The following is a 12,359-nucleotide window of genomic DNA, read 5'->3' on the forward strand; positions in this document are numbered from 1 at the left end:
CCTAATCATTGCCTCAGGACTTGGAGTTCGTAGAGGGAGTACCCGTACGACGTAGCCCGGACAGTCCCCGTGACCCGCACGTACCGAGCCGCGACGGCCCCGAACCGGACCACGTCCTCGCCCCCGTTCCCGGTCGTCGTCGCGTACACCTGCTGCCAGGTCGCCCCATCGCGCGACACCTCCACCCGGTACGACTTCGCGTACGCCGCCTCCCAATTCAGCACCACCCGCCCGACCGGCTGCTCGTTGCCGAGGTCAACCTTCAGCCACTGCGGGTCCGACCAGTCGCTCGCCCACCGGGTGTCGAGCTTCCCGTCGACCGCCTGCGCCGGCGGCGAGTTGAACCATCCCGTCTCGTAGCTACTCGCGGTCGCAGTCTTCCCGACAGCGAGATTGCTGACATCGTCGCCGCGCCGCGCCGGGAACTCGACCACCTGCTGGTACGTCGGCCGGTTGACCCAGGCGATGCGGTCCTGGGTGATCCCGCCCATCGGCTGGTGCACGATCTGGTCCGCGCAGAACTGGTCGCCCGCCGCACTGTCCGCGGTCGCCGGGTACGTCGTCGCCGCCGGCACCTTGGTTGCCGCCAGCAAGGAGTCCGTGAGGACCGACCGGCACGCGGCCAGCGAACCACCGCCGCAGAACGTGACCGGCTGTGGTGTCTTCACCGGATCCCCGAGCACCTTGCGCAGGTCGCGCTGAACGAAACCCCACCACCCGCTCTGGAACGCGGAGCCCTGCGCACTCGGCCGCTCGTCGATCTTCAGGTTCGCGACCAGAGCGCCGTACAATTCGGGCCCGAGGTCTTTGAACTCGGCCGGGACCAGCAGCGGCCACCACGCGTCGAGGATCCGGATCGCGTCGGCGTTGCCGTACGTCTTCGAGGACGCGTTCGGCGTCTTGCGGTGGCTGCCGGCCTGCTGCCACGCGGTGAGCTTGGCGACCGCGTCGGCGACGGCTGGATCTGTGATCGGGGCCGACTTCAGTACACGAAGTAAGTAAGGCAGCACTTGATCGCCGCGGAGGTCGACGGTGGCAGCATCCTCCATCGCCTCCACCAACTTGCCGCGGGTGACCTTCTGGCCGCTGTTGATGACCGCCTTGATCCGGTCGTCGAGCGGCTGGCTGCGATAGACCGAGTTGTATCCCCACTGACCGTCGGACGCCGAGAACCCGGGCGCCTGCTTGTTGTTCCAGCTGGTCAGGTAGTCCTGGTTGACGACCTGCGGGTGCTGCGCGGGCGGGGTGTACGTGGCCCGATTGGTCACCGGGTTCCAGCCCTGCCACTCGTAGGAGCTCCAGGTCGGCAGGTTCGGGTCGGCGCCGGTCGCGCGGACCGGGTTGTCACCGGAGTTGAAGTACGCGATCGAGGACTTGTCCGCGTAGAACCAGTTGAACGTGTACCCGATGTTGGCGGCGGCCTGCTGGAAGTCTGCCGCCGAGTGAATGCGGTCGGGGTCGTTGAACTGCATGAAGCCCAGCGCGGACCCGGCCTCGTTCCCGTACGTCGACCGGTTCTTGGTGAACACCACCGGGCGGCCGCCGACCGTGCCGCGATGCGTGACGATCCCGTACTTGGTGCGCAGGGCAACCAACGTGTAGGACCCGGCCGGCTCCGACGATCCGAGGCTGGAGTACCACGCGTTGTGCCGCTCGAGCCGCTCGATCGGGACACACTGCCCGCGGAACTCGTAGTACTGCGAGTTCTTCGTCGGCGTCCCACCGCCCGGCTCACACAGTGGTACGGCGAAAGTGTCGGTGATGTCCTGCCCTGCCGACGTCGCGCTCCACGAGTAGTCGGGGCCGCGCCCGATCAGCGTGTAGAAGTTGAGTCCGGCGAATGCGATGCCGCGCGAGCTGACGCCCGGCCCTTGGAGCTCCTGGCGCATCAGCAACTGTGGCGCGAAGTACCCGGTCTGTGGGCCGTAGACCGCGACCGGGTTCCCGCTCTCGGTGTGCGCGCCGGAGACCAGCAACGCGTTCGACATGCCCTTCTCCCCGAAACCCTCGGGGAACAGGCCGCCATCGAAGATCCCCTGGAGCGCTTCCGAGCCCTGCGGTGCGGGCTTCGCCGCCGCCTTGGCGTTGACGGTCTGGTCGATGACCTCGGGCTCGGGCGTGACCGAGCCACGGTCCGGCATCGCGCGACCGGCCGGGTCCGGTCCGGTCGTGCCGTACGGGAACGTCGTACCGTTGTGCACCGTCGTACTGGCTTCCGGGTCGTTCTGCGAGCGGAACGACTCCCACACCTTGGTGCCTTCGGCAACGCCGTACTTCGCCTGTGCCTCGAGCAACGCCAACGCCGACGTCACTTCCTGGCCGCCGCCGGTGCCGAAGATGCCCGCGACCACAGCGGCCGTGGCGACCACGTCGGTCACCTTCCACGGCTGGGTCGGCCAGTCGAGGCCGAGCGCGACGTACTCACCGGGGTAGGCGATGCCGACCGTGTTGATGTAGTTGTTGACGCCGTCCACCCAGGCCTGGATGTCCTGCTGCATCTTCACGCCGTCGGCGCCGTACAACTCGTCGGCGTCGTCGTACTGCCGCTGGAGATCGGCTTCGGTGTACGGCGCGGTCCGCCAGAACTCCTGCTCGAACGCGCGGTTCGCCGCCGCACCACCCGCGAACGGGGTCAGCTGACCGCGGCCGAGGTGCCGGAACACGTCCATCACGAACAGCCGGTCCTGCGCCCCGGCGTACCCGGCGCCGAACATCACGTCCTGCCGGGTGGTACCGGTGATGTGCGGGATGCCGCGGGACTTGTCCCGCACGATCGTGACGTCCGCGCGCGGGTGGATCGTGCTCGCGACGTCGCCCGGTTTCACCCCGAACGACGAGTCGTCGTAGTACGGCGCGAGGCCGTCGTCGGTGATGCCCTGCGAGTTCCAGACCAGGTCCTGGTACGGCTTCACGGTGTCGCTGAAATGCGCCGGTCTGATCCCCAAAGCCTTGAAAGCAAGGAGATCCGTGAAGGTCGCGTTGCCGTTCTGCCCGGGCGGCAGGATGTCGCGGCACTGCCCGGCGCAGTAGTCGGCCGGGGTGGTGGCGGCCGCTTCCGGCGTCGCGTGGGTGGGGGTCGGCAGGGCGGCCAGTACGGCGGTGACCGCCAGCGCGGCGATCGTACGAAGGGCGCGGGTTCTGGGTGCGGGGCGGGGCACGGAATCCTCCCTCGGTCGGGGTGAAAATGAGAATGACTCACCAGTAGCTTCGGGTCAAGAGGTCGGTTTGGCTCAGGTACTGTCCAAGTACTGACAGTGACCACTACTGTGAGCAGCACCATGAGCATCCATGAGCGTTATCGGTTGAGTGTGGTGATCAACGCCAAGGGGACTTTCACGCCACTGGGGGTGTCGCGGAGTTCCGACGGGGTGGCGACGGCCGTCGCACAGGCACTACCCGAATTCTTCGTGATGGACGAGCTCGGCGACCGCGCCAGCGAGGCCATCGCCCAGGTGACCGGCGCGCAGGCGGGCGCGGTCGTCCACTGCACCGCGGCCGGCATCACGCTCGCGGTCGCGGCCACCATGACCGGCGGTGACGCGCGCCGGATCGCGGCGTTGCCGGACGCAACGGACATGCACCACCGGGTCGTCCTGCCGGCCTGCCACGTGGTCGACTACGGGCATTCCAACCTGCAGGGCATCCGGCTGTCCGGCGCGCACGTGGACCTGGCCGGCGACGAAAACCGTTGCAGCATTGGGGATCTGGAGGAGGAGCTTGACGGGCCGGATGTCAGTTGCCTGTTCCTGGTCTCGTCCCGGCTGACGCAGGGCGGGCCGCTCGACCTGGTCGCCGCCGTACGGGCCGCACACCGTCGCGGCGTCCCCGCGATCATCGACGGCGCCGCCCAGTTCCCACGGATCGCGGACCTGCTGGCAACCGGCGCGGACCTGGTGCTGGTCAGCGGACAGAAGTACCTCGGCTCCCCCACTGCCGGCCTGGTCGCCGGCACCTGGTCGCTGGTCCAGGCGGTGCGTGCGCAGGAGAAGGGCATCGGCCGGGTGATGAAGCCGACCAAGGAAGCCATCATCGGCGTCATCGCGGCGCTCGAGGAGTGGCAGGCCTTCGATCGGATGAAGTGGGAAGCCGACGAGCTGGCCAAGGTGCTCGCGTTCGCCGAGGCGGCCGCGCGGATCCCGGAGCTCTCGGCCGAGGTGGTCCAGGATCCCACCGGCTTGCAGGTGTCGCGCGTACTGCTGAAGGTGAAGGACGCCAAGCGGGTCGCGACCGAACTCGAAGCCGGCGTGCCGCCGATCTACGTGATGACAGACCGGGTCGCCGACGACGAGTTGATGCTCGAACTCATCCCGCTCGACGCGGACGAGATCGCCACCGTGCTGGCCAGGCTCTGGGCGATCCTCACCTAGGCAAAGGGCCCGGTTCCCCTTGAATTGCAGGAGAACCGGGCCCTTTCAGTTACCTCAGTGCTGGTAGGACTTCCGCTCGGTACGGCGGGGTCCGTTGCTGCCGCGGTTGCCCGGACGGCCGCTGCCGTAGCGCTTGCCGCCCTTGCCGCCGCCCTTGGAGAACCGCTGCGGCTTCGGGGCCGGCAGCTTCACCGGGTACCCGGACGGCTTGGTGCCGCCGGTCAGCTCGGTGACCAGGTCGTCGCCCGGACGGGCCCGAACCGGCTCGGCCTTGACGCCGGCGGTCTCGGCCATCCGCATCATCCCGCGCCGCTGGTGCGGCAGAACGAGCGTGACGACGGCGCCCTTGCCACCGGCGCGCGCGGTCCGGCCGGCACGGTGCAGGTAGTCCTTGTGCTCGGCCGGCGGGTCGGCCTGAACCACCAGGCCGACGTCGTCGACGTGGATGCCGCGGGCGGCCACATCCGTTGCCACGAGCACCGGCACCGAACCGTCCTTGAACTGGTCCAGCGTCCGGTTCCGGACCCCCTGGGTCAGGCCACCGTGCAGCGCCGCGGCCATCACGCCACGGTCGCGCAACTGGGTGGCGACGCGGTCGGCGCCCAGCTTGGTGCGGACGAACACGATGGTCCGGCCGTCGCGGCTGGCCAGCTCGGCCGTCAGCGACTGCTTGTGCCCCGGCTCGATCACCAGCAGGTGGTGCTCCATCGTGCTCACCGAGGCCTGGCCGGACTCGGTCGAGTGCTGCACCGGGTCCTTCAGGTAGGTCTTCACGATCTTGTCGACGTCGTTGTCCAGCGTCGCCGAGAACAGCAGGCGCTGGCCTTCCGGCGGCGTCATGTCGAGCAGCGTGGTGACCGCCGGCATGAAGCCCATGTCGCACATGTGGTCGGCCTCGTCGAGGACGGCGATCTCCACCGCGCCGAGGTCGGCCGCGCCCTGCTCGCACAGGTCGATCAACCGGCCCGGCGTCGCGATCAGCAGGTCGACACCGCGGCGAAGCGCGTCGATCTGCTTCGGGTACGGCAGACCGCCGGCGATCAGCTTGATCGACACGTTCATCACGTGCGCCAGCGGCTCGAGCGCGTCGTGCACCTGCATCGCGAGCTCACGCGTCGGGACCAGTACGACGCCGCGCGGCCGGCGCGACTCCGTGTGGCCACCGGCCAGGCGCATCAGCGTCGGCAGACCGAAACCGAGCGTCTTGCCCGAACCGGTCTGACCGCGGCCGAGGACGTCCCGGCCGGCCAGCGCGTCCGGGATGGTCGCGGTCTGGATCGGGAACGGGGTGGTGATCCCGTCCCGCGCCAGCCGCTGCACCAGCCGCGGCGCCAGGCCGAGCGCGGCGAACTGGTTGTCCGCAGCAACGGTCCCCAGGTCGATCGGCTCGTCCCGCTTGGTCTCGGTGAACGACGGACGCTCCCGCCGCTCGTACTGCTTGTCGTCCCGCCGGTACGGCGCGCGATCGCTCCGCTCGAACTTGGGGCGGTCGTACTGCGGCCGGTCGCTCCGCTCGAACTTGGGCCGGTCGGCGCGGTCGTACTGCGGGCGATCGGTCCGCTCGAACTTCGGGCGGTCCGTGCGATCGGTGCGGTCGTACTGCGGGCGGTCGGTGCGGCTGGTCTGCGGGCGGTCGCCGTACTGCGTCCGCTCACCGCGGTCGGTGCGGGTGCGATCGCCGTACTGCGGACGGTCGTCGCGGTTGTAACGAGCCGGCTGGGTCGCGCGCTCGGCGCGGTAGCCCTTCACCGGGCGACGGTCGTTGTCGGACCGGCTGCCGTTGCGGGCGCCACGGTCGGAGTACTGCGACGGGCCGCCGCGGCGCTCACCGCGGGCAGCGTCGTTACGCACCTCGCCGGTCGGCGTGGTGGCGGCGTCCGCGGCCATCCGCTCGCCGTACGACTGGGTCTGGAACTTCTTGTGCCGCGGCTTCTTGATCCGTCCGTCGGCCTGCTCGCCGGCGGTCGGCTGATTGTCCTGGTGGTGCTGGGTCACGCAAACTCTCTCTCAACGTCACGGACGAATGGCCGGATCGCAACCGCACGCGAGCGCCGGTCACGGACGTGACCGGACGGAACGTGCTGAGCAGGAGACGGGCATCGACCTGCGGGTGCATATCGCGTTGCACCCATGTCGCCGGGGACCTTCAGCGGGATGCTGAAACCGACGGGTCGGAGCGCCTGGGAAAAACTCTGGTGACGCGACGCGCGCACCGACGCTGAAAAGTATACCTGACCGGGACCTCGGTCCTGACCACCGGGGCGAATCACCAAACCACTCGCCAACTGGTGCCTTCCGCCCCGATCGGCCGCAGTTCAAGTGAGCTTGAGTTTCTGGTGCCTCGTCCTAGGGTGGCCGTATGGGAGAGGTGAACGTCCCCAGCAAGGAGCATTGGCTCTCGATCGGGGAGATCGCACAGCGGTCCGGAGTGGCGGCATCGGCGTTGCGGTTCTACGAGGATCAGGGCCTGATCGACTCACGGCGGACGGCCGGCAACCAGCGGCAGTACCAGCGCAGCACGTTGCGGCGGATCGCGTTCGTCCAGGCGGCCCAGCGGGTCGGCCTCGCGCTCGCCGAGATCAAGGAGGCGCTGGACTCGCTGCCCGACGACCGGACCCCCACCCGGGCGGACTGGAGCCGGTTGTCGAAGGCGTGGCGCAGCCGGCTCGACGAGCGGATCTCCGAGCTCGAGCGGCTCCGCGACGACCTCGACAGCTGCATCGGCTGCGGCTGCCTCAGCCTCCAGCGCTGCAACCTCTACAACAAGGCCGACCGCCTCGCCGACCGCGGCCCCGGCGCCCGCCTCCTCAACGTAGGCATCCCCGGCGAGTCCTGACCCTCCCCACTCGTGCTACGCAGTCGCTCCTTCGTCGCGCCCGCTCCGCGCGCGCTCCCGCCCACCCGATCGTGACCTGCGGAGCTACCGCTCCTGCACCACCCTGCTACCGCAGGGACTTCCGGCTACCGCCCGGCTCTTGCGGGCTTATCGCCCGCGATCGACTGCCGGATCGGCGCCCGCGAGTTCGACGACTGGTGTTGACGGAGAGCGGCCTCAGCCCGCCCGCGCTCCTGCCCGGTCGGCCGCACCTAGCACCTGCCTCCGCCCGGTAATCCTGGTCATACCCGCGTGGTTATGACCGGCATAGAACGGGTGCTGGGATTCGCGGGTTATCCCCTGGGTTTTCCGCGACCGGGTGCGTAGAAGCTGGACTCTTGGCAGCATCCGGGGGTAGCGAACGGTAATCCGCCCGTCGCTATCCGCCACCGACCCGGAGTGAGGCCCTCCATGTCGCATCGCCGTATCCTGAGTTCGCTCGCGGGGCTCGCCGCCGCAGCCCTGGCCGTCCCCACCTTCGCCGCAGCGTCCCCCATCGCCTCGGCACCGGCCACCGACTCGTCCGTCTCGACCGCCGCCAGCCGGGCCGCGTACGTCGGTTCGCCGCAGGACGAGGCGGCCACCAAGGCGTTCTACGACGCCGTGATGAAGTCCGCCCAGGCCAAGATGGCGCAGCAGGCCAAGGCCGGCCGCAAGGTCACGGCCGTCACCGTCACGTACGCCGTCGATGCGCCGAGCTTCCAGTCCCAGATCAACTCGAGCACATCGATCTGGAACTCCTCGGTCAGCAACGTCAAGCTGGTCGAGGGCAGCAACTACGACTTCTACTACACCGAGGGCAACGACCCGCGCGGCTCGTACGCGTCCACCGACGGCCACGGCAGCGGTTACGTCTTCCTCGACTACGCCCAGGCGCAGCAGTACGACCCGACCCGGATCACCGCCCACGAGACCGGCCACGTGCTCGGCCTGCCCGACCACTACTCGGGCCCCTGCTCCGAACTGATGTCCGGCGGCGGCCCCGGCCCGTCCTGCACCAACCCCTACCCGGACGCCACCGAGCGCTCCAAGGTGAACGCCCTCTGGGCCAACGGCAAGATCAGCCTCCCCGCAGCCGCCTTCCACATCTCCAAGTAGGAGGTCACTCTCCAAGTAGGAGGTCACATCTCCAAGTAGGAGGTCACATCTCCAAGTAGGAGGTCACATCTCCAAGTAACCGCCCCGAGGCCCCCGGCCCGGAACCCGCCCGGCAGGGGACGGGCTTCCGGGCCGGAGCTCTGTGTACGACGCCCCTCCCGCCTCCTACCCTGATCCAGTGCGTAGAAGGGTGGGGATCTGGGGCGTCGCGACAGCCTGCTGTGCGGGCCTTACCAGCTGCACGGTCCCGCCGGGCGGAGTCGTCGGCGTGACGGTCGACGCCCAAGGCGCAGCCGTGATCGTCGTCCAGATGTGCGAGGGGCACATCGACGGCGCGACGCTGTACCGGGATGACAAGACGCTCGGCAAGTGGGAGGTCAGCTCTCCGGTGACCGGGTTCTCGCAGTTCACCCTGGACACCGGCGGGAACGGCTGGGCTGTGGTCGGGGAGCTCGAGGGGCGGGACCCGGAGCAGCAGTACACGATCTACGGGTGGTCGAACGACAACAGCTGGTCCGCGAACCACCTCGACTTCAGTGACCGGGACCTGTCCGGCCTGGAGCCCGGCACCGTGCTCGTGCCGGAGCGCGAGCAGGAAGGAAACAGGTCCGAGTCCCTCGAGGACTTCAAGACCAAGACCTGCGAGGACTGGGCCTAGCGCGCCGGCCCGGTGGATCCCCGGACGACGAGCTCCGGCCGGAACAGGAACTCTGTGTGCGGCGTGGTGTGGCCGCGGACTTCTTCCAAGAGCGACTGGACGGCGGCGAGGGCCATGGATTGGACTGGTTGGCGGATGGTGGTCATCGGGGGGTCGGTGAACTCCATCATCGGGGCGTCGTCGTAGCCGACGACCGAGATGTCGCCGGGGACGGACAGGCCGCGCTGGCGGGCGGCCCGGATGACGCCGAGCGCCATCATGTCGGAGCCGCAGATGACCGCGCTGACCTGGGCGTCCAGCAACTGCTGGGCCGCCGCGGCGCCACCCTCGACGCCGAACATGCTCAACGCGACCAACGGATGCAGGTCCTCGTCGGAAACGCCCAGCTGGGCCTTCATCGAGGTGCGGTAGCCGGCCAGCTTGCGCTGCACCACGATGAACCGCTCGGGCCCGGACGCGAACCCGATCCGGCGGTGGCCGAGGGCAACCAAATGCGAGACGGCCAGCTCCATCGCGGCGTACTCGTCGGACGACACGAACGGCGCCTCCACCCCGGGCAGCCAGCCGTTCACGAACACCACCGGCAGCCGGCGGTCCACCAGCGCCTGGTAGCGGGCGTGGTCGGCGCCGGTGTCCGCGTGCAGGCCGGAGACGAAGATGATCCCGGAGACACCGCGCTCGAGCAGCAGCTCGACGTACTCTTCCTCGGTCGCGCCGGACGGCGACTGCGTGCACAGCACCGGCGTGAAGCCGCGCTGCGACAGCGCCGACTCGATCACCTGGGCGAACGCCGGGAAGATCGGGTTGATCAGCTCCGGCATCACCAGCCCGATCAGCCCCGCCGACCGCCGCCGCAACCGGGTCGGCCGCTCGAACCCGAGGACGTCGAGGGCGGTCAGGACCGACTGTTTGGTCTCCTCCGCCACCCCCGGCTTGCCGTTCAGCACCCGTGAGACCGTCGCCTCGCTGACCCCCGCCTTGGCCGCGATGTCCGCCAGCCTCGCTCTACTGCTCACGCGGGGCACTGTACCTATCGGCGGTTGACGTTGCAGCAAGATCCTGCAAGAACTTGCAGACTGAGACTGCGCACAGTTGTCCACTACGTGAACAGAATGGACACGTCACACGCCGTACGGCTTGTCAGGACGAGCGGGGCGGGCGAGGATGAACGCACCCCCGCCCGGGGGCCTTTACTCGGATCGTCCGGCACGTTCCTGCCGGTGAAGGGAAGTAATCGTCATGGCCACTGTGTCTTTCAAAGCGGCAACCCGGATCTACCCGGGTGGTGACACCCCCGCCGTCGACAAGCTCAACCTCGAGATCGAGGACGGCGAGTTCATGGTTCTCGTCGGCCCGTCGGGGTGCGGCAAGTCCACCTCGCTCCGGATGCTCGCCGGCCTCGAAGAGGTCAACGAGGGTTCCATCTACATCGGCGACCGCGACGTCACGCACCGTCCGCCGAAGGAGCGGGACATCGCGATGGTGTTCCAGAACTACGCGCTCTACCCGCACATGTCGGTCGCGGACAACATGGGCTTCGCGCTGAAGATGCAGGGTGTCTCCAAGGAGGACCGCGCCAAGCGGGTCATGGAGGCCGCCAAGCTGCTCGGCCTGGAGGAGTACCTGGAGCGCAAGCCGAAGGCGCTGTCCGGTGGTCAGCGTCAGCGTGTCGCCATGGGCCGCGCGATCGTGCGTAACCCGCAGGTCTTCCTGATGGACGAGCCGCTGTCGAACCTCGACGCCAAGCTGCGCGTGCAGACCCGCACCCAGATCGCCGAGCTGCAGCAGCGCCTCGGGGTCACGACCGTGTACGTCACGCACGACCAGGTCGAGGCCATGACGATGGGCGACCGGGTGGCCGTCCTCAAGGACGGTCTGCTCCAGCAGGTCGACACCCCGCTGAACCTGTACGACGCCCCGAAGAACAAGTTCGTGGCCGGCTTCATCGGCTCGCCCGCGATGAACCTGCTCGAGGCGGACCTGGTCGAGGGTGGCGCCAAGCTCGGCGACTACATCGTGCCGGTCGATCGCGCCATCCTGGCGAAGGCCGGCAATGACAAGACCCTGACCCTGGGTGTCCGGCCGGAGGCCTTCAAGGTCGCCGACCAGGGCCTGCCGGTTCACGTGGCCGTGGTCGAGGAGCTCGGCGCCGACGCGTACCTGTACGGCACCGCGGAGCACAACAACGAGCACCAGCAGATCGTCGCCCGGATCGACGCCCGGATGCCGGTCGAGAAGGGCGCGACCATCCACCTCGCGGCCGTGCCGGACAAGCTGCACCTCTTCTCCACCTCCACCGACGAGCGGCTGACCGCCTGATCGCCGGTACGACGTAACGCAGCGGCCCCGGGTGGTTCGTCCACCCGGGGCCGCTGCACGTTCTAAGGAAGCTGCCGGCTGCGCGGGGTCTGGGTGGCGGGGCGGTCGATCGGGTCCATGTTGCTCTGCTTGAGCAGGTAGTGCGGCCGGTGCTTGGTCTCGTAGTAGATCCGGCCGATGTACTCGCCGATCACGCCGAGCATCACCATCTGCAGCCCGCCGAGCCCGGTGATCGCCGCGATCAGCGTGACGTATCCGGGCATCTGGACGCCGTTCAGGACCGCGTTCACGATCACCCAGACGGCGTACCCGGCGGCGACCGCGGTGAGCAGCAGGCCGACGTAGATCGCCAGCCGCAGCGGCCGGTTGTTGAACGACAGCAGCCCGTCCAGCCCGTACTCGAGCAGGCGCCGGAACGTCCACCGGCTCTTCCGGTCCGGCTGCTTCACGTTGTCGTACTCGAACAGGATCGACTCGAACCCGATCCAGGCGAACAGCCCCTTGGAGAACCGGTTGTACTCGCCCAGTTCCAGCAGCCCGTCGACCGCCCGCCGCGACAGCAGCCGGAAGTCGCCGACCCCGTCGACCAGCTCGACGTCGGCCCAGCGGTTGATCAGCCAGTAGTACGCCCGCGCGAAGAGGGTCCGGGTCGCCGGGTCACCGGTCCGGGTCCGGCGCGCGATCACCTGGTCGAAGCCGCGCTCGTACTGCTCGAGCATCCGGCCGATCAGCTCCGGCGGGTGCTGCAGGTCGGCGTCCATAATCACCACCGCGTCGCCTCCTGCGTACCGCAGGCCGGCCAGCATCGCGGCCTCCTTGCCGAAGTTGCGGCTGAAGGACAGGTAGCGGACCGCGTCGTCGGCGGCTGCCAACTTCACCAGCTCGTCGAGCGTCCCATCAGTGCTGCCGTCGTCGACGTACACGATCTCGTACGAGCGGCCGGTCGCGACCAGCTCACGGCTGAGCGCCTCGTGGAACCGCGTGACCACCTCGACCTCGTTGTAACAGGGCACCACTAGGCTCAGGCGCATCGTTGTGGTCA

At 68.8% G+C, this 12,359-nt stretch carries 9 protein-coding genes; 5 read left to right on the top strand and 4 right to left on the bottom strand.

Annotated elements, in window-relative coordinates:
• Window positions 1–5: 5 nt before the first annotated feature.
• Window positions 6–3,158: a penicillin acylase family protein gene (locus OG876_RS07825; protein WP_328524111.1), complete on the bottom strand. Its 3,153-nt coding sequence runs from the start codon at window positions 3,156–3,158 to the stop codon at window positions 6–8.
• A 120-nt stretch (window positions 3,159–3,278) separates the two neighbouring features.
• On the opposite strand from OG876_RS07825, the gene OG876_RS07830 reads away from it, so the two are divergent.
• Window positions 3,279–4,367: an aminotransferase class V-fold PLP-dependent enzyme gene (locus OG876_RS07830; RefSeq protein ID WP_328524112.1), complete on the top strand. Its 1,089-nt coding sequence runs from the start codon at window positions 3,279–3,281 to the stop codon at window positions 4,365–4,367.
• A gap of 54 nt (window positions 4,368–4,421) precedes the next feature.
• On the opposite strand, the gene OG876_RS07835 is transcribed toward OG876_RS07830, so the two are convergent.
• A complete protein-coding gene (locus tag OG876_RS07835) occupies window positions 4,422–6,362 on the bottom strand; it encodes a DEAD/DEAH box helicase (RefSeq protein WP_328524113.1) in 1,941 nt (646 codons plus the stop codon).
• 364 nt (window positions 6,363–6,726) lie between these two features.
• Between OG876_RS07835 and soxR the strand changes: the two genes are divergently transcribed.
• The 3 genes from soxR (at window position 6,727) to OG876_RS07850 (ending at window position 8,998) form a co-directional block, all read left to right on the top strand.
• A complete protein-coding gene (gene soxR / locus OG876_RS07840) occupies window positions 6,727–7,203 on the top strand; it encodes a redox-sensitive transcriptional activator SoxR (RefSeq protein WP_328524114.1) in 477 nt (158 codons plus the stop codon).
• 450 nt (window positions 7,204–7,653) lie between these two features.
• Window positions 7,654–8,340, top strand: a complete 687-nt coding sequence (gene snpA / locus OG876_RS07845; protein ID WP_328524115.1) for a snapalysin — start codon at window positions 7,654–7,656, stop codon at window positions 8,338–8,340.
• A 178-nt stretch (window positions 8,341–8,518) separates the two neighbouring features.
• The gene (locus OG876_RS07850; protein ID WP_328524116.1) at window positions 8,519–8,998 is read left to right on the top strand and encodes a hypothetical protein; all 480 of its coding nucleotides are present in this window, start codon (window positions 8,519–8,521) and stop codon (window positions 8,996–8,998) included.
• On the opposite strand, the gene OG876_RS07855 is transcribed toward OG876_RS07850, so the two are convergent.
• Window positions 8,995–10,014, bottom strand: coding sequence for a LacI family DNA-binding transcriptional regulator (locus OG876_RS07855; protein WP_328524117.1), 1,020 nt, complete (start codon window positions 10,012–10,014; stop codon window positions 8,995–8,997). The two genes, OG876_RS07850 and OG876_RS07855, sit on opposite strands and share 4 nt — an antisense overlap.
• A gap of 223 nt (window positions 10,015–10,237) precedes the next feature.
• Here OG876_RS07855 and OG876_RS07860 point away from each other — a divergent pair, with 223 nt between their 5' ends.
• Window positions 10,238–11,317: an ABC transporter ATP-binding protein gene (locus OG876_RS07860; RefSeq protein ID WP_328524118.1), complete on the top strand. Its 1,080-nt coding sequence runs from the start codon at window positions 10,238–10,240 to the stop codon at window positions 11,315–11,317.
• A 62-nt stretch (window positions 11,318–11,379) separates the two neighbouring features.
• On the opposite strand, the gene OG876_RS07865 is transcribed toward OG876_RS07860, so the two are convergent.
• Window positions 11,380–12,348: a glycosyltransferase family 2 protein gene (locus OG876_RS07865; RefSeq protein WP_328524119.1), complete on the bottom strand. Its 969-nt coding sequence runs from the start codon at window positions 12,346–12,348 to the stop codon at window positions 11,380–11,382.
• Window positions 12,349–12,359 lie beyond the last annotated feature (11 nt).

The organism is Kribbella sp. NBC_00359, from assembly GCF_036097425.1.
Taxonomy (GTDB): domain Bacteria; phylum Actinomycetota; class Actinomycetes; order Propionibacteriales; family Kribbellaceae; genus Kribbella.

What these genes read in the sequence shown, in the direction of transcription:
- OG876_RS07830 (WP_328524112.1), top strand. Translation starts at nt 3,279, where the DNA reads ATGAGCATCCATGAGCGTTATCGGTTGAGTGTGGTGATCAACGCCAAG.
- soxR (WP_328524114.1), top strand. Translation starts at nt 6,727, where the DNA reads ATGGGAGAGGTGAACGTCCCCAGCAAGGAGCATTGGCTCTCGATCGGG.
- snpA (WP_328524115.1), top strand. Translation starts at nt 7,654, where the DNA reads ATGTCGCATCGCCGTATCCTGAGTTCGCTCGCGGGGCTCGCCGCCGCA.
- OG876_RS07860 (WP_328524118.1), top strand. Translation starts at nt 10,238, where the DNA reads ATGGCCACTGTGTCTTTCAAAGCGGCAACCCGGATCTACCCGGGTGGT.
- OG876_RS07865 (WP_328524119.1), bottom strand. Translation starts at nt 12,348, where the DNA reads ATGCGCCTGAGCCTAGTGGTGCCCTGTTACAACGAGGTCGAGGTGGTC.